This window comes from Ramlibacter albus, assembly GCF_014297445.1.
GTDB classification, from domain to species: domain Bacteria; phylum Pseudomonadota; class Gammaproteobacteria; order Burkholderiales; family Burkholderiaceae_C; genus Ramlibacter; species Ramlibacter albus.
Window position 1 is genome coordinate 387,441 of sequence record NZ_JACORU010000004.1, and the last position, 20,740, is coordinate 408,180.

The window sequence follows — 20,740 nt, forward strand, 5'->3', positions numbered from 1 at the left end:
CGGAGATGGCAAAAGACTACAAGGACCTGGTCGTCGGCCTGGACATCGGCACCGCCAAGGTGATGGCGGTGGTGGCCGAGGTCATGCCCAACGGCGAACTCAAGCTCGCCGGGCTCGGGGTCGCGCCATCGCACGGCCTCAAGCGCGGTGTGGTGGTGAACATCGACGCCACGGTGCAGAGCATCCAGCAGGCCCTGAAAGAGGCCGAGCTGATGGCGGACTGCAAGATCACGCGCGTCTACACCGGCATCACCGGCAGCCACATCCGCGGCATCAACTCCAGCGGCATGGTGGCCGTGAAGGACCGCGAAGTGACGCCGACCGACGTGGCGCGGGTTGTCGAGACCGCGCGCGCGATCAACATCTCCACGGACCAGCGCCTGCTGCTGGTGGAGCCGCAGGAATTCGTGATCGACGGCCAGGACGTGAAGGAGCCGATCGGCATGAGCGGCATCCGGCTGGAGGCCAAGGTGCACATCGTCACCGGCGCGCAGAGCGCGGCGGAGAACATCATCAAGTGCGTGCGGCGCTGCGGCCTCGAGGTGGAGCAGCTGCTGCTGAACCCGCTCGCCTCCAGCGCCGCGGTGCTCACGGACGACGAGAAGGACCTCGGCGTCGCGCTCGTCGATGTCGGCGCGGGCACGACCGACGTCGCGATCTTCACCGGCGGCGCGATCCGCCACACGGCCGTGATCCCGATCGCCGGCGACCTGATCACCAGCGATATCGCGATGGCCCTGCGCACGCCGACCAAGGACGCCGAGGACATCAAGGTGGAGTCGGGTTATGCCAAGCAGCTGCTGGCCGACCCCGAGCAGCAGGTGGAAGTGCCCGGCCTGGGCGACCGCGGCCCGCGCATGCTGAGCAAGCAGGCGCTGGCCGGCGTGATCGAGCCGCGGGTGGAGGAGATCTTTTCGCTCGTGCAGCAGGTCATCCGCGATTCGGGCTACGAGGAAGTGCTCTCGTCGGGCGTGGTCATCACGGGCGGCAGCGCGGTGATGCCGGGCATGGTGGAACTGGGCGAGGACATCTTCCTCAAGCCGGTTCGCCGCGGTATGCCGAACTACAAGGGCGCGCTGGCCGACATGGTGGCGCAGCCGCGCGCGGCAACGGTCATGGGCCTGCTCGAGGAAGCGCGGATCGCGCGCGTGCGCGGGCAGAAGGTGGCGCAGAAGCACGGGTCCGTCAAAACCGCCTTCGGCCGATTCAAGGATTTCATCGTGGGGAACTTCTAGAGATGCTCAGAACCCGAACACCCCCACGACGACGACGACGATGTCGGTCCACCGATCCACCCGTGCAACGTTGAAGTATCCAAACCAACAAGCTTCGCAACTGGCAACTGCAACAGGAGATTCGCAAATGAGTATCGAGATGATCGAAGAAGCGGCGTTCAACCAGGGCACGCAGATCAAGGTGATCGGCGTGGGCGGCGGCGGCGGCAACGCCGTGCAGCACATGATCGAACGCAAGGTGCAGGGCGTGGAGTTCATCTGCGCCAACACCGACGCGCAGGCGCTCGCGCGCAACGGCGCGGCCAAGCACATCCAGCTGGGCATCAGCGGCCTGGGCGCGGGCAGCAAGCCCGAGCGCGGCCGCGAGGCGGCGGTGGCGGCCGAGGAGGGCATCCGCGAGGCCATCGACGGCGCGCACATGCTGTTCATCACGGCCGGCATGGGCGGCGGCACGGGCACCGGTGCCGCGCCGGTGATCGCGCGCATCGCCAAGGAGATGGGCATCCTGACCGTCGGCGTGGTCACCAAGCCGTTCGACTGGGAAGGCGGGCGCCGCATGACCAATGCGGACCAGGGCCTGGCCGAGCTCGAAGCCAACGTCGATTCGCTGATCGTGGTGCTCAACGAGAAGCTGCTCGAAGTGCTGGGTGACGACGTCACGCAGGACGAGGCGTTCGCGCACGCCAACGACGTGCTGAAGAACGCCGTGGGCGGCATCGCGGAAGTCATCAACGACTACGGCAACATCAACGTCGACTTCGAGGACGTGCGCACCGTGATGGGCGAGCCGGGCAAGGCGATGATGGGCACGGCGCTCGCCGCCGGCCCGGACCGCGCGCGCATCGCCGCCGAACAGGCCGTTGCCTGCCCGCTGCTGGAGGGCATCGACCTGTCCGGCGCCAAGGGCGTGCTGGTGCTGGTCACGGCGTCGAAGGGCAGCCTGAAGCTGGCCGAGAGCAAGCTGGCGATGAACACGATCCGCGCGTATGCGTCGCCGGACGCGCACGTGATCTACGGCGCCGCGTACGACGAGCAGCTGGGCGACCAGATGCGCGTGACCGTCATCGCCACGGGCCTGTCGCGCCAGGGCCAGCGCCGCACCGCGCCGCCGCTGCAGGTGCTGCGCACCGGCACCGACAACGCGCCGGTGCATGTGCCCACGGTGAACAACGCGGTCGGCGGCCCGGGTGCCATCGTCACGCGCGAGATGCAGGCTGCCGCGCAGGCCCAGCCCGACTACCACGGCATGGCCGTGCCCAGCGTGTGGCGCACCAACCGCACGCAGGCGGCAGCCAAGGTGGACGCGCTGTCCTCCGGTGGCATGGACGATTTCGAGATCCCCGCCTTCCTGCGAAAGCAGGCGGACTGAAGCCGGCCAGAAGGCGTTCTCCAAGGGGATTGGGGCGGGTACGGTGGCACCCGCCCCCCTTTTTTTCAATAATCCCGAAATGGCCACCCTCGACGAAGAAATCGCAAGGCACCTGGCTGCGCGCCCACGGAAAGTGGTGACGACTTTCTAGGCCTCCGCCAGCGCCACCGTCTGCTGCGGAAACGCCCGCAGCACTTTCTTGTCAACCGTGACCAGCCTCGTACCCAGCTTCATCGCCAGCGCGACGAACTCGCAGTCGTACGCCGTGCAATTGCTGTCCCGGACCAGTTCAAGTACGGAGCGGGAGTCCACGTCGTACTCCGAACCATCGAACATGCTTTCGGCGTCCCGCTGCAAGCGGCATGCCTGCTGGAAATCGAGATCCTCGCGCCGCAGGTAACCGGCCAGGATGTTGCGGAACTCGCTGCGCCATAGCACCGGCGCGACCCATTCCGGGTCCTGCTCCAGCAGGCCTTCGGCCAGCGCCGTGTGTTCTGTCTGGAGGTGGAAGTAGGCGATGACGTTCGTGTCGACGACGATCACGAACGCCCCTCGCGCTTGAAGGCGTCGATGTCCTTGGCCTTGAACTTGCCCTTCGGCAGCTCGCTGCGCAACGCGCGCGCCCGAGCGATGCGCTCGGCGACGGTCAACCGGGCGGGCATCAGCGCGGCTTCGAGGCAGACGATCACTTCGCTGTTCATGCTGCGTCGGTTCATTTCGGCAGACTCCCTCAGGCGTTCGTAGACCACGTCTGGAATGTTCTTGATGGTGAGATTGACCGGCATCGACTGCAAACCTCCAACCGGAATGCAACCATTTTGGTTCCGCTGGGCAGGTTCTGTCAAGCGCGGCTGTTTTACCGGATATTCACCGACCCGATGCGCTTGCGACACCTCGAGCCATCACTCTCCCCCGATGGGCTTGCACTATCGAGGTCATGCAGACAAGCAAGGGCGCGGCATCCTCCCCACGCCTAGAATCACGGGCATGGTCCGCCAACGCACGCTCAAGACGATCACCAAGGCGGTGGGCGTGGGCCTGCACAGCGGCCAGCGCGTCGAGCTGACGCTGCGCCCCGCCCAGCCGGACACGGGCATCATCTTCCGCCGCGTGGACCTGCCGATCCCCGTCGACATCCCCGTCTCGGCGCTCGCCGCGACCGACACGCGCATGGCCTCGACCATCTCCAACGGCGGCGCGAAGGTGCGCACGGTGGAGCACCTGATGTCGGCCTGCGTGGGGCTGGGCATCGACAACCTCTACATCGACATCACCGCCGAAGAGGTGCCCATCCTCGACGGCTCGTCGGCCTCGTTTGTCTTCCTGCTGCAAAGCGCAGGCATCGAGCTGCAGAACGCGGCGCGCAAGTTCATCAAGATCACGAAACCCGTCGAGGTGCGCGAAGGCGAGGGCGACAACCTGAAGTGGGCGCGGCTCGACCCCTACCACGGCTACAAGCTCAGTTTCGAGATCGACTTCGCGCACCGCGTGGTGGACTCCACCGGCCAGCGCGTGGAGTTCGACCTCGGCAGCGGCAACTACTCGCGCGACATCGCACGCGCCCGCACCTTCGGCTTCACCAAGGACGTCGAGATGCTGCGCGCCAACGGCCTCAGCCTCGGCGGCGGCCTCGACAACGCGGTGGTGATGGACGACTACCGCATCCTCAATGCCGACGGCCTGCGCTACGACGACGAGCTCGTCAAGCACAAGATCCTCGACGCCATGGGCGACCTGTACCTGCTGGGCAAGCCGCTGCTCGCAGCCTACAGCGCCTTCCGCTCCGGCCACGCGTTGAACAACAAGCTGCTGCGTGAGCTGCTGGCGCGCCCCGATTGTTTCGAGACGGTGACGTTCGAGGACGAGAAGCTGGCGCCGACGGGCTTCGCGTTGCCCGCGCGGGCCTGGTAGGCCAGGAACTAGTACGCGCGGCCGGCGCGGTACATGCCGGTCGCCTTGCGCGTGCTGCGCCCTGAAGCTTCCGCGATCCTCGCCATCGACTGCCCCGCATGCGCATGCGTGATGGCCAGCCCCAGTGCATCGGCCGCGTCCTTGCCGGGTAGCCCCGGCAGCTTCAGCAGCCGCTTGACCATCTCCTGCACCTCCGCCTTGCCCGCCTTGCCGTAACCCGCAACCGCCTGCTTCATCTGCAGCGCTGTGTACTCGGCGACCGACAGGTTGCACGACACCAGCGCCGTCACGAGCGCCCCGCGGGCCTGCCCGAGAAGCAGCGTGGACTGCGGGTTGACGTTGACGAAGACGATCTCCACGGCGGCCACGTCCGGCTGGTACCGCTGCCGCACTTCGGCCACCCCGTCGAACAGCACCTTCAGCCGTGCCGGCAAGTCGCCGCGCGCCACGTGGCCGGTGGTGATGGTGCCGCTGGCGACGTAATTGAGCGCGTGCCCCGCCACGTCGACCACGCCGAAACCGGTGGTCTGCAGGCCGGGGTCGATGCCGAGAATGCGCACGAGTTCAAGTCTATCTGTTAAAAAGCGCACCGCGCCCCACAAGGGCGCCACACGAAGAAATACAGGCCCACCAATGACCTTCATCCAACGCCTCGCCCGCGGCGCGCTGCTGCTCCTCGCTTTTGCCGCCGTTTTCCCCGCTCAGGCCCAGGCGCCTCGCACGCCGCCCGTCATGCGCCTGGGTGACGCGGTCAAGCCACTGGCCTACGACCTCGCCCTCACCGTCGACCCCGCGCATGCTGGCTTCAGCGGCCGCGTCGAGATCGACGTCGATGTCCGCCAGGCCACCGACTTCTTCTGGATGAACGCCAACCGTGTGGACGTGCGCAGCGCCGTGCTCACCGCCGGTGGGCAGCGCTACGACGCGAAAGCGACGCTCGCGCCCGGCGACCAGTTCGCGGGGATGCAGTTCGCCCGCGCGGTGCCTGCCGGCCGCGCGAAGCTCGCGATCGAATTCGCCGGCCGCTTCTCCACCAACGAAACCCGCGGCGTCTTCAAGCAGCAGGACCAGGGCGAGTGGTACGCCTTCACGCAGTTCGAATCGACCAACGCACGCCGCGTGTTCCCCTGCTTCGACGAGCCGCACTGGAAGACGCCGTGGGCCGTCACGCTCACCGTGCGCCGCGAGCACGTGGCGGTGGCCAACGCGCCGATGCTTTCCGAGCGCGAAGTCGAAGGCGGCATGAAGCAGGTGCGCTTTGCCACCACCCAGCCGCTGCCGACCTACCTGGTGGCTTTCGGCGTCGGCCCGTTCGACGTCGTCGATGGCGGCGTGGCCGGCACGAAGAAGACGCCGCTGCGCTACATCGTGCCCAAGGGCCGGGGCGCGGACGTGAAGTACCCGGTGCAGTCCACGCCGCGCTTGCTCGAGTTGCTGGAGGCCTACTTCGGGGGCCCGTATCCCTATGACAAGCTGGACAGCCTCGCGATCCCGGTCACCGTGTCCTTCGGCGCGATGGAGAACCCCGGCCTCATCACCTACCGCATGGGCCTGCTCGTCTCGAAGGAAGGCCTGCGCGACGAGCGTTACCAGCAGGCCTATGCGGGTGTCGCGGCGCACGAGATCGCGCACCAGTGGTTCGGCGACCTCGTCACGCCCGCGTGGTGGGACGACATCTGGCTCAACGAGTCCTTCGCCACCTGGATGGCGAGCAAGATCGCGCAGCAGTTCAACCCCGCGTGGGAGCCGTTCCAGTGGCGCGAGCGCCAGCGCATGTCGGCCTTCAACACCGACAGGCTTTCCAGCTCGCGGCAGATCCGCCAACCGGTGCACACGCGCGACGACCTTGCCAATGCCTTCGACCGCATCACCTACGAGAAGGGCGGGGCGGTGCTCAACATGTTCGAGGCGCGCCTGGGCGAAACCGCTTTCCGCGACGGCGTGCGGCGCTACCTGAAGCGCCACGAATGGGGCAATGCCACGGCGGAGGACTTCTTCAAGGCATTGGGCGAGGCGGACCCGGCGCTGGTGCCGGCGTTCACGAGCTTCATCGTGCAGCCGGGGCTGCCGATGGTGGACTTCCACCTCGATTGCACCGGCCCGCAGCCGGCCGTGGTGCTGCGGCAAGCGCGCTTCCTGCCGGCTTCGCAGGCGCCTTCGGAACAATCGTGGACCATCCCCGCCTGCGTGCGCGTGGAAGGTGTCGACAAGCCGGTTTGCACGACGCTGCGCGAACGCCAGCAGCGCGTCGCCCTGCCGGAGGCGAAGCATTGCCCGGCCTGGCTGCTGCCCAATCCCGCAGGCACCGGCTATTTCCTCTCGCGCCTCGATGCGCCGCTGGCGAAGGCGCTCGGCTCCGTGCCGCTCTCGGAGCAGGAGGCCATCGCGCTGCTGGCCGAGCAATCCATCCTGGTCACGTCGGCCGCGCAGCCGGTGCAGCGCCTGCTGGAGGTGGCCGCGCCGCTCGCGCGCGACGCGCGCCCCGAAGTGGCGACAGCTGCTGCGAATGCGATCTGGGAGCTCAACCCGGCCGCATTCAACGAAGGAACGCGGCGCGATATCGCCGCCTGGGTGCGTGCCAATTTCGGCGCCCGCGCCGCGCAACTCGGGTGGGTGCCGAACGACAACGACACGGATGCCGTGCGCAAGATGCGCGGTGCCATCGTGCCGCTGGTGGCGCGCATCGGCGGCGACCCGGCTTTGCGCGCGCAGGCCCGCAAGCTGGCGATCGATTGGCTCGCCGGCGACCGCCGCACGCTGGCCGGCGGCTTCCGCGCGGTGCTGCGCACGGCGGCGCAGGACGCGGACGCGGCGTTGTTCGACACGTTCGTCGCCACGGCGCAGCGGTCGACGGAGAGCACGGTTCGCTTCGAGATCTACAAGGTGATGGGCGGTATCAAGGACGCAGCGCTGCTGCGCCGCGCCTTCGACTACGCGCTGTCCGACAAGGCCGATGTGCGCGAGGCGATGGAGATCTACGAGACCGCCGGCGACGATGCCGACAACGCACCCGCGGTGCTGGCCTACTTCCGCGAGCGCTGGGACCTGCTGGCCGCGCGCATGCCGGAGGAGGCACGCGGCCGCCTGCCGCGCCGTCACATGCACCTGTGCAGCGCGCCCGAACGCGACTCCGTCGCGCAGTTCTACACGGGGCCACGCGCGGCCGTGCCCGGCCTGCAGCGCAACCTCGCGCAGGCGCTGGAGACGATCGACATCTGCGTGAAGGCGCGGGCGCTGAACGCGCCGGGCTGAGCCCCGACTTGCGTCTCATTGCGGCAGCGAGGCCTCGCCGCGTATGGTCCGGCTTCGGGCGGCCGGACGGCTGCCGCGTGGAGCCTCGATGCCCAATGCCTTGCAACACCTGGCCCTCCTGCTGGAGGATCTCGGCCCTGCCACACCCGGTGTGGCATGCGTCACCCGCAACGGTGACGGCGTGTGGCTCGTGCGGTTCGACGACGGCGGTGCGGTCCACCTCGCGGTCCGCGACGACGCGCCGAGGCTGGAGCTGGCGGCCGAAGTCGGGCTGCTCGCCCAGCATGACGCCGAGTTCGCCCTGCGCGCCGCCATGATGTTCAACTTCCTCTCCGCGGACACGGGCGGCGCCCGCATGGCCCTCGCCGCTGATGACACGGTGTACCTGATGCGCGACGTGCCGCTGGAGGCGATCACCCTTGCCGACCTCCAGGCCCACATCGCGGAGCTGGACAACATCGCCCACGAATGGGACCTGGTCTTCACCCAGGTGGCCTCGACAACCGCTGGAGAAACCGCATGAACGTCACCCCGCTCATTCACACTGTCCGGCTCGAGGCGGCGTCGGCGGAGCCGAACGGGCCCGCTTCCGCGCCGCTTGCGAACGCACGCCTGGTGTGGGGCACGGCATCGCAGGATCCGCTGCCTGCCGGCGTCGACGAACACCGGCCGGCCACGCTGGACGAGCTCGCCGTGCATCTCGGCGACCTTGCCCCCGTGCTGGCGCAAGTGCTCGACAGGAAGAAGATGCGTGAAGCGCGGCCGAAGGAGCGCAGCGCGAAGCGGCAGGTGCCGCCTCGGCCCACGCGCATGCGCCAGAGGCGGCGCGGGTTCAACGCCCTTGCCGCACCGGCGATGGATCCGCTGGTTTACCCGCCGGTTGGTGTCGCGCCCGCCGCCGCGGCACGTCCCCACAAGACCCCCGAGGCAAGGCGCCGGGAAGAGGAGCTCAAGTCCAGGCAGCAGGACGATCCGCTCGACGTGAAGCTTTCCGGCGCCAAACGCGAAGCGGCCCGGCGTGCCGGTAACGATGACGATGCCAAGGTCGGGGATGCAAGCGCCGCGACTGGCAAGGGCCCGGCACGCGACGACGAGCTCAAGGCGAACCCGCGGCAGGGCTAAGGCGCCTTGCAAAGCGGCGCATTGCCGCCGTTGACACGCAGCATGTCGACGTACTCGCCCGCCATTTCCAGCGTGCGCGGGTCGTCGGCCGCCTCGGGCGCACGCAGCGCCGCCGTGGCACGTGCCCAGTCGGCGGCGCAGGCGTTCTTGTCGCGGGCCGATGCCGCGCAATCCGTGAAACTCTCGAAGGCGCCCCAGTACGTGGCGAACTGGGCGCGCGTCATGGGCGCGCCATGCCCCGGCACCACGGTCTCGAAGGGTGACGCGGCCACTTGCTGCAGCGCGGTGCGCCAGCCCTTGACGCACGCGGTGTCGAGGAAGGGAACGGGCAGCGTGACGAGGTCGCCTACCGCGGCGATGCGCGACGCGGGGTGGTAGACCCATACGTCACCGTCGGTCGTCGCGTCGGGTGCGTGGCGCAGTTGCAGCTTCACGCCGTCTACGTCGTGCTCGCCCGAAACCGAGATCGCGACGTCGGGCCGCAGCGCCTGCGGGTCGCGCCGCGTGTCGATGTCGCCGCGCACGTCCTGCGCCAGCCCCGGCGGCGGGTTGTTGTTGGCGAGAAAGGCTTCCGATCGCGCGATGCCACGCGGCCATACGTCCGCGATCATCCGCTCGACCGCGCGGCTCGTGTAGACCTTCGCAGCCGGGTGCGCGCGCTTGATCGGGATGTTGCCGCTGGTGTGGTCCAGGTGCCAGTGCGTGTTCACGATACCCGTGACGGGCCGGTTGCGGCCTTGCGCGAATGCGAGGATCGCGTCGCTGTGCCACGCGTGCCGGCCGGTGTCCATGACGACGAAACCCTTCGTGCCCTCGAAGAGCAGCGTGTTGCCGTCCGGCAGCCGGCCCTCCGGAAAAGTGCCGCGCAGCAGCCACACGCCCGGTGCGAGCTGCGTCGCGGGCGGCGCGGTCTGGGCATGCGCCACCGTGCAGGCGGCCAGCAGCAACGAGTACACCAGCTTCATCTCAGACCCCGAAGTACCACCGTACCGAATGGAAGAAGATCGGCGCCGCGAAGCACAGCGCGTCCACGCGATCGAGCAGCCCGTTCGCGCCCGTGACCGCCACGCCGCGCCGGCCCCAGGAAACGACGCCGCGATCCCGCTTGAGCGCCTTCATGACAAGATGCCCGAGCGAGCCGGCCACGCAGGCGATGAACGCCAGCGCGATCGCCTGCGCCGGCTTGAACGGCGTGATGAAGGACAGCAGCCCGCCCAGCACGCTGCCGGCCAGCATGCCCAGCGCCCAGCTTTGCCAGTTGAAGCTGGCGCTGACCTCGGGGATGCTCGCGGGCCGCTTGAGGCGCTGCGTGAGGATGTGCTGCAGCAGCATGCAGGCCTGCACCACGAAGACGAGGAAGAACACCAGGAACGCCGACTTGTCCTGCGGCCAGTTGCGCGTCTCGAAGTCCAGCAGCATCAGGGCCGGCACGTGGCTCATGCCGTACACGCAGACCATGATGCCCCACTGCAGCTTGGCGTTGCGCTCCAGGAAGCGCTGCGTGTCGCCCCCCAGCGCACTGGCCACCGGGATCGCGAGGAACACGTACACCGGGATGAACACGGTGAACAGGTCGAAGCGCCGCGATGCGACCAGGATGAACTGCACCGGCAGCACGACGAAGAAGGCCAGCACGAGGCTGCGGTGGTCGCCGCGCCGCGTGGGCGAGAGCGTGATGAACTCGCGCAGCGCGAAGAACGCGATCAGCGCGAAGAGGAAGGTGGCGAACATCTCGCCGAGTGCCCACGCGACCCAGAACACGGTCACCATGAACCACGACACGCCCAGCAGCCTGCGGAAGTCCTTCAGTTCGGCCTGGTAGCTCTCGTCCTGCGCGCGGCCGCGGCTGCGGAACGTGAGCAGGAAGGCGATGACGCTCACGACGGTGAGGATGCCGAAGATCACGAGGAACAGCAGCGCCACCTGCTGCGACGGCTCGAGGCTGCGCAGGAACGAGTTGATGCTCATACGTCCCTCAGCGCGATGACCGCTTCACGCGCGCGGTCGAGGAAGGGGCGGCGCTCCTCGCCGGGCTCCACCTGGATCGGCGCACCGAAAGTGACGGAACACAGGATGGGCACCGGCACGACTTCGCCCTTGGGCATCACGCGCTGGATGTTGTCGATCCACGCGGGCACCAGCACCACGTTCGGGAACATGGTGGCCAGCTGGTACAGCCCCGACTTGAACTTCTGCGGCTCCTCGCCGCTGCCGCGCGTGCCCTCGGGGAAGATGATGATCGAGTCGCCCGAGCGCAATGCATCGATCAGGGGTTGCAGCGGGTCCTGGTCGTCCTTGCGTTCGCGGTCCACGTACACCGCGTTGAAGACGGCGGTGGTGATCCACTGGCGAAACGGCGTCTTCGTCCAGTAGTCCTTGGCCGCGATGGGCCGCGTGATACTGCGCAGCTCCTCGGGCAGTGCCGCCCAGATCATCACGAGGTCCGCGTGGCTCTGGTGGTTGGCGAAGTAGATGCGCTGTTCGGCCTTGGGCGGGCAGCCGTACCAGCGCGCCTGCGCGCCGGTGAGCACGCGCACGATGGCGAGGAGCAGCCAGCCCATGAGCTTCGCGAGCATGGACCGGATGCTAAGGCAGTTCGGCGTGCGGCATCCGCGCCGCGATGGTCCCGGCGCGGCTCGCGAGGTAGCCGGAGTTGGGCAGCTTCTCGAAGTACTTCGGCCGCGGCAGCATCACGGCCAGGCGCGCGGCCTCGTAAGCGGTGAGCTGGTTGGCGCCCTTGCGGTAGTAGTGCCGCGCGGCGGCCTCGGCGCCGAAGATGCCTTCGCCCCACTCGACGCTGTTGAGATAGATCTCGAGGATGCGCTGCTTGGACAGCATGCGCTCCAGCGCGAAGGTGAGGATGATCTCCTGGCCCTTGCGCAGCAAGGTGCGTTCGCCGGAGAGCAGGAGGTTCTTGGCCAGCTGCTGCGTGATGGTGGAGCCGCCCACGATCTTCGGCGCGCGCTGCGGCGCGTTGGGGCGCGACTGCGTGCGCCGCGACGCCTGCGCCTCGGCCTTTGCGTTGCGCTCCCACGCCTTCTCCATCGCCTCCCAATCCACGCCGTCGTGGTTGACGAAGCTGTCGTCCTCGGACGCGATCACGGCGCGCTTGAGGCTGTCGGAGATGCGCGCATAAGGCACCCACTCCTGCCGCCACGGCAAACGGCCTTTCTCGGCGAGGACGCGATACGCCTCGGAGCGCTGGAAACTGGTGGACTGCGGGTCGATGTACGCGGCGGCCGCGATGCGCAGCAGGAAGGTGACCTGCAGGGCGAGGCCCGCGATCACCACCAGCAGCAGCCAACGCAGCACCGCGCGCATCGCGTTCGTCAGGCGAGCGAGGCCCGCAGTTCGGCGAGCACTTGCGCCGAAGGCGGCCGCACGCCTCGCCAGAGCTGGAACGACTCGGCGGCCTGTTCCACCAGCATGCCGAGGCCGTCGCGCGCTTGCGCGCCGTGGGCACGTGCCCAATCCAGGAAGCCCTGCGCGGCGGGGCCGTACATCATGTCGTACGCGAGCGCACCTTCGGCCAGCACGCCGGGCGCGATCGGAACGCCCGCGCCGGTCATGCTCGTGGCGGTCGCATTGACGACGACGAAGAAGCGTCCTTCGATCGCATCCAGCGACGAAGCGCGCAAGTCCACGCCCACGCGCGCGGCGAGTTCGCGATGGCGCTCCACGACCGCGACAGCCTTGTCCACGGTGCGGTTCGCGATCACCAGCCGCGCGGGCCGCGCTTCGAGCACGGGGCCAAGAACGCCTGCCGCGGCACCGCCTGCGCCGACCAGCAACACGTCACGGCCCCTCAACGCAATGCCCGCATTGCCTTCGATGTCGCTGACCAGCCCGAAGCCGTCGGTGTTGTCGCCGTAGATGCGCTCGCCGTCGAACTTCAGTGTGTTGCAGGCTCCCGCGAGTTCGGCGCGCGCGCTGCGCTCATGCGCGAGATCGAAGGCCTCGAACTTGAACGGCACCGTCACGTTGCAGCCGCGCCCGCCGTCGGCGCGCAATTGCCGCACCGCGTCCGCAAAACCATCGAGCGGCACCAGCCGCCGCCCGTATTCGAGCTGCTGGTTCGTGAGCTGCGCAAAGCGCGCGTGGATCCACGGCGACTTGCTGTGTTCGACCGGGTTGCCCAGGACGCAGTAGGTATCCATTGAATGAAGGCCCTAGCGGGCCGTGAGCTGCGTTTCGAGGGTCTCGTCGCGAGTGAACTTGAAGCGCGACACCACGACGATCTGGTCGGCGCGGCGCCGCATCGCGTCGCTGAAGCGGCCGAAGGGCCCGGAGGCTTTGGCGATGGCCTGCGCGCGTCGGTCCAGCGTGCGGTTGCCGGAGCTCTCCACCACCTCGGTGTCCAGCACCTTGCCGTCGTGATTGACCGTGACGATCATCGTGAGCTCGCCGTACAGCTTGCGCCCGGCCAGCTCGGGGAAATTCGTGGTGCCGCGGTCCTCGATGCGGCGGCGCAGCGTGTCGTAATAGACGGCGTACACCTCCTCGCGCGTGGCGGGGCTGATGTAGCGCTTCTTGGGCCGCGCGTTCTCCTCGTTGATGCGCTTCTCGATCTCCGCCAGCAGCTTGATCAACTGCCTGCGCTTCTCCTCGCGGGCCTGCGCCTCGGGCGTCGGGTTCGGCTGCTTCGGGTCCGGCGGCGGCATCGCGGCCAGCGCGTTCTTGAGCTGCGCCAGCATCAGCATCTGCTGGTCCTGCATCGCCTCGATCTTGCGCTGCGCCTCTTCGGCGGCGTCGCCCAGCTCCATGAGCGCGGAGGGTGGCAGCGGCGAGGTGGCGCGGCCCTTGGCGGCGTCGCCGCCGCCGGCCAGCGTGGCCTGCGCGATGGCCTGGGCCTTCTCCGGCTTTTCCTCGCTGCGCGCGTTGACCAGCACCACCTCGAGCGGCGTGTCGTGGAAGACGCGGTTGAAACCCTCTGGGTCGACGAAGCGCACCGTCAGCAGGGCTGCGTGGACGGCGAGGGAGATGCCCAACGCGATCTGCAGGGTGCTGAGGGACTTCAGGTTCACGAAGCGGGATTATCGCCGGGGGTTGCGGGAGCCTCCTCAGTTTCGTCCACATCCACCGCGATCGCAATCGGGCCCGCCACGGATTCCTCTTCGCTGTCGTCTTCTTCCGACGGCGCGGCGGCCGGCGCCGTGTCGAGCCGCTCGACGACCGTGCCGCGCACGTCCAGGCTGATCTCGTCCACCTCGCCCAGCTTCACCCGCACCCGGCTGCCGCGCGGCAGGTCGCCGCCACCCAGCACCGGCAGCACCAGCGGCAGGCTCTCGGCCCGCGCCAGGTTCTCCTTGAAGACGGCCGCCACCAGCTCGCCCACGCCCTGCTGCTCCAGGTACTTGAGCGTCCAGAAGCGCTCCATCGTCGCCTGGTGGCCGTTGTAGGCGCTGTAGGCGGCGTCGAAGGCGCTGATGATCGAGAACAGCTCCGCGTCCTTCGGCTTGAAGGGCGCGGCCAGCGCCGCGGTGCGCCCGTGGCGCGCGCCGGCGATGATCTGCCACTGGTTCACGAGGTCGGTGTAGCGGCGCAGCGGCGAGGTGCTCCACGCATAGCTCTTCACGCCGATGCCCGCGTGCGGCAGCGCCTTGGTGCCCATGCGCACCTTCACGCCGGGCGCCAGGCTGGCCTGGCTGCGGTAGATGGCGGGCACGCCCAGCTCCCCGAGCCACTGGCCCCAGCTGCTGTTGGCGAGGATCATCGCCTCGGCCACGATCAGGTCCAGCGGGGCGCCGCGGCGGCGCACCGTGATCTCCACTTGTTCCTCGCCCTTCGGCTCGCTGCCGTCGTGGCCCAGCAGGCGGAAGTTGTAATCCGGGCGGTTGAAGTTCTCGGGCTTGCCGCGCACCACCTCGCGCAGCGACTTCAGGTGCTTCGCGAGCCGGTACAGGAACGACAGTTGCGGGCGCAGGCCCGCGGCCGGGCCGGGTACGTTGCCGGGGGCCGCCGCGTCTTCCAGCCACGCCTCGGTGAGGTGTTCGTCCAGCTGGTCGTGGCGCAGGTTGGCAGTGATCGGCACGCGCTCCAGCTTCGTCTCGGTGGACTTGAGCAGCAGGCTGGCCTCGTCGAACGTGGCGTACAACGAGACCGCGGGGCAGTCGCGGCCTTCGAGCAGCGTGTACGCCTGCACCACGTCGTCCGGCAGCATCGTGATCTTGTAGCCCGGCATGTACACGGTGGACAGGCGCTGGCGGGCTATCTGGTCCAGCGGCGTGCCCGGCGCGATGGCCAGCCCCGGCGCGGCGATGTGCACGCCGACGGTCACTTCGCCGCTCCCGAGGCCGCTCACGGACAGCGCATCGTCGATCTCGGTGGTGCTGGAGTCGTCGATCGAGAACGCGGGCGTCGAGGCTACGGGCAGTTCTTCCTTGATCGCCGGCGCGGCGAGCGGGCCGAAGCCGGTGCCCTTGGGGAAGTACTCCAGCAGGAAGCGCCGCCAGTGGAACTGGTAGGGCGAGTCGATCGCGCCGGCCTTCTGCAGCAGCGCGAGCGGCGCCAGGTGCGTGCTGCGCGACGCTTCGACGACGGCCTTGTATTCGGGCGCGTTCTTGTCCGGCTTGAACAGGATCTTGTACAGCTGCTCGCGGATCGAGGGCGGGCACTGGCCCGCGGCGAGCTCCGCGGCCCAGGCCTGGATCTGCGCCTGCACCTGCGCCTTCTTCTCGATGGCGGCGAGCGCCTGCTGCAGGATCTCCGCCGGCGCCTTGCGGAAGCGCCCCTTGCCCGCGCGGCGGAAGTAATGCGGCGCCTCGAACAAACGCAGCAGCGCACCCGCCTGCTGCGCCAGCGTGGCCTTGTCGCTGAAGTAGTCGCGCGCGAGGTCGGCGAAGCCGAACTCTTCCTCCGGTGCGAATTCCCAGGCGAGGTCCAGCTCGATGCTCTGCGCGACCTGCTGCGCTTCCTTCAGCAATTCGGCGGGGCTGGGCTTCTCGAATTTCAGCAGGGCATTGGCGCCCTTGACCTTCACGCGCTTGCCGCTGTCCAGCTCCACCTGCATCGAGGTTTCGGCTTCGGACAGCACGCGGCCGGCGAGGAACTTCCCCGCTTCTTCAAACAGAACGAACATCGAGGGATTTTCCCACGCGGGCCTTACGCGAGATCGAGGAAGGCGAACACCTCGTCGATGTGGTCGTCGAAATCGGTGAGCGCGTGGTCGCTGCCTTCGAGCAGCTTGATGGCCGCACCGGGGTAGCGGCCCGTCATCTCGCGCCAGTCCAGCACCTCGTCGCCTTTCGCGATTACCGCGAAGTAATGCGCGGGTTGCTTGACCGGCCCGCACTCCAGCGCGCGCAGCTCGTCGACGTAGCGCGGCTCGAAGTAGAAGCGCTCGGCCGGGTCGTGCCACGAGACCTGCTCGCCGATGTATTTGGACAGGTCGCGCGCGGCGTTCGCAGCCGGGTTCAGCAGCACGGCCTTGCAGCCGGTCTGCTCGGCCACGTACGTGGCATAGAAACCACCGAGCGACGAGCCGACCACGGCCATCTGCCCCACCGGCCAGCGCGCGATGCCTTCCATGACCATCGCCATCGCTTCGCGCGGCGATGGCGGCAGCTGGGGGCACCACCACGTCACATCGGGGTGCCGCTCAGCCACCCGCGCCTGCACCTGCCGGGCCTTGGTGGATTGCGGCGAGGAGCGGAAGCCGTGCAGGTAGAGCAGGTGGGTGGTGCGCATCCGCAGGATCATAGGGACCGATAATCCGGGGATGTCGGCCGTATTCGAAAAACCGTCCCTGCGCCAGCGCGTGGTGCCGTTCCTGCAGGGCTTCGACGGCCCGCTTGCCTTTGCCATCTTCCTGCTGGCCATGGGGGGCCTGCTCACCATGTATTCGGTGGGCTTCGACTTCGGCAACCGCTTCGCAGACCACGCGCGCAACATGTTCCTGGCCGGGATGATCATGTTCATCGTGGCGCAGGTGCCGCCGCAGCGGCTGATGAGCTTCGCGATCCCGCTCTACACCGTGGGGGTCGCGCTGTTGATCGCCGTGGCCGTGTTCGGCATCACCAAGAAGGGCGCCAGGCGCTGGATCAACGTGGGCATCGTCATCCAGCCCAGCGAGATCATGAAGATCGGCATGCCGCTGATGCTGGCCTGGTGGTTCCAGAAGCGCGAGGGCCAGCTGCGCTGGCTGGACTTCGCGGTGGCGGCCGTGCTGCTGGCGCTGCCGGTGGGGCTCATCATGAAGCAGCCCGACCTGGGCACGTCGCTGCTCGTGCTGTCCGCAGGGGTGTCGGTGATCTTCTTCGCCGGCCTGCCGTGGAAGCTGGTGGTGCCACCGGTGGTGCTGGGGCTCGTGGCGCTGGTGCTCATCGTCATGTTCGAGTCGCAGATCTGCGCGGAGGGCGTGCGCTGGCCCATCCTGCACGACTACCAGCAGCAGCGCATCTGCACGCTGCTCGACCCCAGCAAGGACCCGCTGGGCAAGGGCTTCCACATCATCCAGGGCATGATCGCCATCGGCTCCGGTGGGCTGCTGGGCAAGGGCTTCATGCAGGGCACGCAGACGCACCTGGAGTTCATCCCCGAGCGCACCACGGACTTCATCTTCGCGGCCTATGCGGAGGAGTTCGGGCTCATGGGCACGGCGTTCCTGATCGTGGCCTTCCTGTTCCTCATCCTGCGCGGGCTGGCGATCGCGCTGGAGGCGCCGACGCTGTTCTCGCGCCTGCTCGCGGGCGCGGTGACCATGATCTTCTTCACCTACGCGTTCGTGAACATGGGCATGGTCAGCGGCATCCTGCCCGTGGTGGGCGTGCCGTTGCCCTTCATCAGCTACGGCGGCACGGCCATGGCAACGCTGGGGCTGGGGCTGGGCATATTGATGTCGATCGCGAAGTCCAAGCGGCTGGTGCAGACGTGAGCGGCACGGTCGCGGTCGTCGGCGTCGGCAACATGGGCGGCGCGATGGCGGCGCACCTGCTGGAGCAGGGCTGGGCGGTGCGGGTGCGCGACATCGATGCGGCGAAGATGGCGGCGCTCGCGAGGCAGGGTGCCGTGGCCTGCGCGTCGGCGAGCGAAGCGGTGCAAGGCTGCAGCGCGGTGATCGTGTGCGTGGTCGATGCGCAGCAGTCGCGCGAGGTGCTCTTCGGCGAGCGCGGCGCGGCCGGCGAGTTGAAGCTGGGCCAGGACGTGCTGCTGTGCCCGACCATCTCACCCGGTGACGTGGAATCCATCGCCGACGAGCTGCTGCGCTCGGGGGTTTCCACGCTCGACGCGCCCATGTCGGGCGGCCCGGCCCGCGCGCGCGACGGGTCGATGAGCCTCATGGTTGCGTGTGACGATACGGCGTACGAGCGCCAGCGCGCGCTGCTGGAGGCGCTAAGCCGCAACACCTTCCGCGTCGGCACGCGGCCGGGCGACGGGGCGCGGACCAAGCTGGTGAACAACCTGCTGGCCGGCATCAACCTCGCGGGTGCCGCGGAGGTGATGGCGCTGGCGCAGCGCATGGGGCTGAACCTGGGCCGCACGCTGGACGTGATCGAGCGCTCCAGCGGCCAGAGCTGGATCGGCAGCGATCGCATGCGGCGTGCGATCGCGGGCGACTATGCGCCGCGGGCGCACGTCACCCTGCTGGCGAAGGACACGCGGCTGGCGATGGAAGCGGCGCGCGACGCAGGCTTCGAAGGGTCGCTTGGAACCGTGGCAAGAGACACCTTCGCAAAGGCCCTCCAGGAAGGGCTGGCCGACCTCGACGACGCCGCCCTGTTCAAGCTCTTCAGTCGCGACGTAGACTAGCGGTCGATGACGACCATCCTGATCGTCGAGGACGACGACGCCATCCGCAACAACATCGGCCGGCTGCTGCGGCTCGAGGGCTACGACATCGTCGCGGCCGTCAACGGGCGCGAGGGGCTGGAGCTGGCGCGCGAGCTCAAGCCGGATGTGGTGATCACCGACGTCAGCATGCCGGAGATGGACGGCTTCGAGCTGCTGGAAGCGATCCGCGCCGAGCGCGCGCTTTCGGCGACGTCCGTGATGATGCTCACCGCACTCGACGACCGCGCGAGCATGCGCCGCGGCATGACTTCCGGCGCGGACGACTACCTCGCCAAGCCATTCACGCGCGTCGAGCTGCTCGAAGCGCTGGAGGGCCTGTTCAAGAAGCGCACGCGCGTCGAGGAGACGATCCAGACGGCGGTGCAGGCGCGCGAGGAGCACCTGCGGCGCGCCTTCACCGCGAGCCTGGGCGGCAACCACGTGCCCGACAAGTTCGGCCTCGAGCCGCCGGCCGGCGCCGTGACCGACCAGGTGATCAACGCGACGGTGCTGTTCTCGGACATCCGCAACTTCACCTCGCTGGCCGAGAAGCTGAACTCGGCCGAAGTCGCGGAGCTGCTCACCTACTACTTCGAGCGCACGTGCGAGCCGGTGCTGACCAACGGCGGCCGCCACCTCAAGTTCATCGGCGACGGCCTGATGGCCGTGTTCTCGGACACGATGTCGGGCACGTCCCCGCTGCCGGCAGCGCGCCGCGCGGTGTCGGCGGCGCTGGCGATGGCGCTCGCGGCCCACGAATTCCGCAGCTGGCTCGACAAGCGCTTCGCGCAGCGGGGCCTGCCGCCCTTCGCGATCGGCGTGGGCCTGCATGCGGGCGAAGTGACGATCTGCCGCCTGGGCACGATCCAGAACAAGGAGACAACCGCCATCGGCGACACGGTGAACACCGCGGCGCGGCTGGAGGCGTCCAGCAAGGAGCTGGGCTGGACGGTGGTGGCGAGCGACGCGGTGCTGCGGCAGGCGGGCGAGGGCGTGCAGACCGGCGGCATGACGTCGCTGGACGTGCGCGGGCGCATCGGCTTCGTGGACGTGGCCGAGATCACGGGGCTCGTCACGAATCTCCAGGACAAGCGCCACGGCATGGCCACGCTCACCGAGCGCGCCAACGAGATCCGCGCCGCGGTGCAGGTCAACTCCGAGATCACCGCACGCGCGGTGAAGGGCGCGCTCAAGTCCAAGCTGTCCGCGCTGAAGGAGCACCAGTTCCAGCCCGGGCAGGAGCCGCTGCGCCTGAAGGGCTACCGCCTCACCCGCAAGATCGGCGCGGGCGGGATGACCGAGGTCTACCTCGCGGTGCGCGAGACCGACGGCCTGCCCGTGGTGTTGAAGGTGCTGGATGCCGCCGGCAAGGGCATGAGCGAACACCTGTCGCGCTTCATCCAGGAATACACGCTGCTGTCGAGGATCGAGGACCCCCACGTGATCAGGATCTACGACCAGGGCTTCACCGACGACCACGCGTACATCGCCATGGAGTACTTCGAACGCGGCGACCTGCGCTCCGAGCTCAACCAGGGCATGACGCAGCCGCGCGTGCTGGAGGTGATGGTGCAGGTGACGCGCGCGCTCGACGCCATCCATGCCCGCGGCATCATCCACCGCGACCTCAAGCCGGAGAACATCATGCTGCGCCCCGATGGCTCGGTGGCGCTGGCGGACTTCGGCGTGGCCAAGTCGATGCTGCAGCCGGAGAACTTCGCGCTGACCGAAACGCGCCACGGCGACGTGGTGGGCACGCCTTACTACCTGAGCCCGGAACAGGCTTCGGGGCAGCGCATCACGCCGGCCACCGACCTCTACAGCCTGGGCATCATGATGTTCGAGATGCTCACGGGCGAGCGGCCCTACCGCGCCGAGTCGCTGGACCTGCTGCTGGCGCGTCACCTGTCCGCGCCCACGCCGCAGCTGCCGGACTCGCATGCGGCGCTGCAGCCCGTGCTGGAGCTGCTGATGGCCAAGAAGCCCGAGGACCGCTACAAGTCCGCACGCGCCCTGCTGCAGGACCTGGAGGACCGCGCACTGCTGAGGACGGTGGCGGGCGGCAAACATTGACACAGGCGGG

20 protein-coding genes are annotated in these 20,740 nt (G+C 68.5%); 9 read left to right on the top strand and 11 right to left on the bottom strand.

Features of this window, described 5'->3' with window-relative positions; all coding sequences use genetic code 11:
• Positions 1-5: 5 nt before the first annotated feature.
• Positions 6-1,235: a cell division protein FtsA gene (ftsA, locus tag H8R02_RS13605; RefSeq protein WP_187081964.1), complete on the top strand. Its 1,230-nt coding sequence runs from the start codon at positions 6-8 to the stop codon at positions 1,233-1,235.
• Positions 1,236-1,362: 127 nt separating this feature from the next.
• Positions 1,363-2,604 (top strand): cell division protein FtsZ, encoded by a 1,242-nt coding sequence (gene ftsZ / locus H8R02_RS13610; protein WP_187081965.1) that lies wholly within the window; start codon positions 1,363-1,365, stop codon positions 2,602-2,604.
• A gap of 147 nt (positions 2,605-2,751) precedes the next feature.
• Here the strand turns inward: ftsZ and H8R02_RS13615 are convergent, their stop codons facing one another.
• Both H8R02_RS13615 and H8R02_RS13620 read right to left on the bottom strand, forming a co-directional pair.
• Positions 2,752-3,147 (bottom strand): type II toxin-antitoxin system VapC family toxin, encoded by a 396-nt coding sequence (locus H8R02_RS13615; RefSeq protein ID WP_187081966.1) that lies wholly within the window; start codon positions 3,145-3,147, stop codon positions 2,752-2,754.
• The gene (locus H8R02_RS13620) at positions 3,144-3,449 is read right to left on the bottom strand and encodes a FitA-like ribbon-helix-helix domain-containing protein (RefSeq protein ID WP_222622461.1); all 306 of its coding nucleotides are present in this window, start codon (positions 3,447-3,449) and stop codon (positions 3,144-3,146) included. Before H8R02_RS13620 ends, H8R02_RS13615 begins: the two co-directional genes overlap by 4 nt.
• A 142-nt stretch (positions 3,450-3,591) precedes the next feature.
• Between H8R02_RS13620 and lpxC the strand changes: the two genes are divergently transcribed.
• Positions 3,592-4,515: a UDP-3-O-acyl-N-acetylglucosamine deacetylase gene (lpxC, locus tag H8R02_RS13625; protein ID WP_187081967.1), complete on the top strand. Its 924-nt coding sequence runs from the start codon at positions 3,592-3,594 to the stop codon at positions 4,513-4,515.
• An 8-nt stretch (positions 4,516-4,523) separates the two neighbouring features.
• Here the strand turns inward: lpxC and ruvC are convergent, their stop codons facing one another.
• Complete coding sequence (ruvC, locus tag H8R02_RS13630) at positions 4,524-5,075, bottom strand: crossover junction endodeoxyribonuclease RuvC (protein ID WP_187081968.1); 552 nt, start codon at positions 5,073-5,075, stop codon at positions 4,524-4,526.
• A gap of 73 nt (positions 5,076-5,148) precedes the next feature.
• Here ruvC and H8R02_RS13635 point away from each other — a divergent pair, with 73 nt between their 5' ends.
• From H8R02_RS13635 to H8R02_RS13645, 3 genes are all read left to right on the top strand, one after another.
• The gene (locus H8R02_RS13635) at positions 5,149-7,767 is read left to right on the top strand and encodes a M1 family metallopeptidase (RefSeq protein ID WP_187081969.1); all 2,619 of its coding nucleotides are present in this window, start codon (positions 5,149-5,151) and stop codon (positions 7,765-7,767) included.
• A gap of 88 nt (positions 7,768-7,855) precedes the next feature.
• A complete protein-coding gene (locus tag H8R02_RS13640; RefSeq protein ID WP_187081970.1) occupies positions 7,856-8,290 on the top strand; it encodes a type III secretion system chaperone in 435 nt (144 codons plus the stop codon).
• On the top strand, positions 8,287-8,889 hold the full coding sequence (locus H8R02_RS13645) for a hypothetical protein (protein WP_187081971.1): 603 nt from the start codon (positions 8,287-8,289) through the stop codon (positions 8,887-8,889). The genes H8R02_RS13640 and H8R02_RS13645 overlap by 4 nt, the downstream gene beginning before the upstream one ends.
• Here the strand turns inward: H8R02_RS13645 and H8R02_RS13650 are convergent.
• The 8 genes from H8R02_RS13650 to H8R02_RS13685 are packed head-to-tail and all read right to left on the bottom strand — an operon-like array spanning position 8,886 to position 16,575.
• Complete coding sequence (locus tag H8R02_RS13650; RefSeq protein WP_187081972.1) at positions 8,886-9,854, bottom strand: MBL fold metallo-hydrolase; 969 nt, start codon at positions 9,852-9,854, stop codon at positions 8,886-8,888. The genes H8R02_RS13645 and H8R02_RS13650 overlap by 4 nt on opposite strands.
• A gap of 1 nt (position 9,855) precedes the next feature.
• Positions 9,856-10,851 (bottom strand): phosphatidate cytidylyltransferase, encoded by a 996-nt coding sequence (locus H8R02_RS13655; protein WP_187082063.1) that lies wholly within the window; start codon positions 10,849-10,851, stop codon positions 9,856-9,858.
• Positions 10,852-10,853: 2 nt separating this feature from the next.
• A complete protein-coding gene (locus H8R02_RS13660) occupies positions 10,854-11,465 on the bottom strand; it encodes a lysophospholipid acyltransferase family protein (RefSeq protein WP_187081973.1) in 612 nt (203 codons plus the stop codon).
• Positions 11,466-11,475: 10 nt separating this feature from the next.
• Entirely contained in the window at positions 11,476-12,210 is a 735-nt protein-coding gene (gene mtgA, locus H8R02_RS13665; RefSeq protein WP_187081974.1) for a monofunctional biosynthetic peptidoglycan transglycosylase, read from the bottom strand.
• 8 nt (positions 12,211-12,218) lie between these two features.
• Positions 12,219-13,046 (bottom strand): shikimate dehydrogenase, encoded by an 828-nt coding sequence (gene aroE, locus H8R02_RS13670; protein ID WP_187081975.1) that lies wholly within the window; start codon positions 13,044-13,046, stop codon positions 12,219-12,221.
• A 12-nt stretch (positions 13,047-13,058) separates the two neighbouring features.
• Positions 13,059-13,907, bottom strand: coding sequence for an energy transducer TonB (locus H8R02_RS13675; RefSeq protein ID WP_187082064.1), 849 nt, complete (start codon positions 13,905-13,907; stop codon positions 13,059-13,061).
• A gap of 2 nt (positions 13,908-13,909) precedes the next feature.
• Complete coding sequence (locus tag H8R02_RS13680; protein WP_187081976.1) at positions 13,910-15,967, bottom strand: ribonuclease catalytic domain-containing protein; 2,058 nt, start codon at positions 15,965-15,967, stop codon at positions 13,910-13,912.
• Between the two features lie 23 nt (positions 15,968-15,990).
• The gene (locus H8R02_RS13685) at positions 15,991-16,575 is read right to left on the bottom strand and encodes a YqiA/YcfP family alpha/beta fold hydrolase (protein WP_187081977.1); all 585 of its coding nucleotides are present in this window, start codon (positions 16,573-16,575) and stop codon (positions 15,991-15,993) included.
• 31 nt (positions 16,576-16,606) lie between these two features.
• Between H8R02_RS13685 and rodA the strand changes: the two genes are divergently transcribed.
• From rodA to H8R02_RS13700, 3 genes are read left to right on the top strand one after another with little or no spacing between them, the layout of a single operon-like run.
• Positions 16,607-17,761, top strand: a complete 1,155-nt coding sequence (gene rodA, locus H8R02_RS13690) for a rod shape-determining protein RodA (protein ID WP_187081978.1) — start codon at positions 16,607-16,609, stop codon at positions 17,759-17,761.
• On the top strand, positions 17,758-18,636 hold the full coding sequence (locus H8R02_RS30790; protein WP_354004918.1) for an NAD(P)-dependent oxidoreductase: 879 nt from the start codon (positions 17,758-17,760) through the stop codon (positions 18,634-18,636). Before rodA ends, H8R02_RS30790 begins: the two co-directional genes overlap by 4 nt.
• 6 nt (positions 18,637-18,642) lie before the next feature.
• Positions 18,643-20,730 (top strand): protein kinase domain-containing protein, encoded by a 2,088-nt coding sequence (locus tag H8R02_RS13700; protein ID WP_187081979.1) that lies wholly within the window; start codon positions 18,643-18,645, stop codon positions 20,728-20,730.
• Positions 20,731-20,740: the final 10 nt, after the last annotated feature.

Excerpts from the sequence above, each read along its gene's own strand:
- ftsA (WP_187081964.1), top strand. The coding sequence starts at position 6 with ATGGCAAAAGACTACAAGGACCTGGTCGTCGGCCTGGACATCGGCACC.
- H8R02_RS13645 (WP_187081971.1), top strand. The coding sequence starts at position 8,287 with ATGAACGTCACCCCGCTCATTCACACTGTCCGGCTCGAGGCGGCGTCG.
- H8R02_RS13650 (WP_187081972.1), bottom strand. The coding sequence starts at position 9,854 with ATGAAGCTGGTGTACTCGTTGCTGCTGGCCGCCTGCACGGTGGCGCAT.
- aroE (WP_187081975.1), bottom strand. The coding sequence starts at position 13,046 with ATGGATACCTACTGCGTCCTGGGCAACCCGGTCGAACACAGCAAGTCG.
- H8R02_RS13635 (WP_187081969.1), top strand. The coding sequence starts at position 5,149 with ATGACCTTCATCCAACGCCTCGCCCGCGGCGCGCTGCTGCTCCTCGCT.
- ftsZ (WP_187081965.1), top strand. The coding sequence starts at position 1,363 with ATGAGTATCGAGATGATCGAAGAAGCGGCGTTCAACCAGGGCACGCAG.
- H8R02_RS13640 (WP_187081970.1), top strand. The coding sequence starts at position 7,856 with ATGCCCAATGCCTTGCAACACCTGGCCCTCCTGCTGGAGGATCTCGGC.
- lpxC (WP_187081967.1), top strand. The coding sequence starts at position 3,592 with ATGGTCCGCCAACGCACGCTCAAGACGATCACCAAGGCGGTGGGCGTG.
- H8R02_RS13700 (WP_187081979.1), top strand. The coding sequence starts at position 18,643 with ATGACGACCATCCTGATCGTCGAGGACGACGACGCCATCCGCAACAAC.
- H8R02_RS13685 (WP_187081977.1), bottom strand. The coding sequence starts at position 16,575 with ATGCGCACCACCCACCTGCTCTACCTGCACGGCTTCCGCTCCTCGCCG.
- rodA (WP_187081978.1), top strand. The coding sequence starts at position 16,607 with ATGTCGGCCGTATTCGAAAAACCGTCCCTGCGCCAGCGCGTGGTGCCG.
- H8R02_RS13680 (WP_187081976.1), bottom strand. The coding sequence starts at position 15,967 with ATGTTCGTTCTGTTTGAAGAAGCGGGGAAGTTCCTCGCCGGCCGCGTG.
- mtgA (WP_187081974.1), bottom strand. The coding sequence starts at position 12,210 with ATGCGCGCGGTGCTGCGTTGGCTGCTGCTGGTGGTGATCGCGGGCCTC.
- H8R02_RS13660 (WP_187081973.1), bottom strand. The coding sequence starts at position 11,465 with ATGCTCGCGAAGCTCATGGGCTGGCTGCTCCTCGCCATCGTGCGCGTG.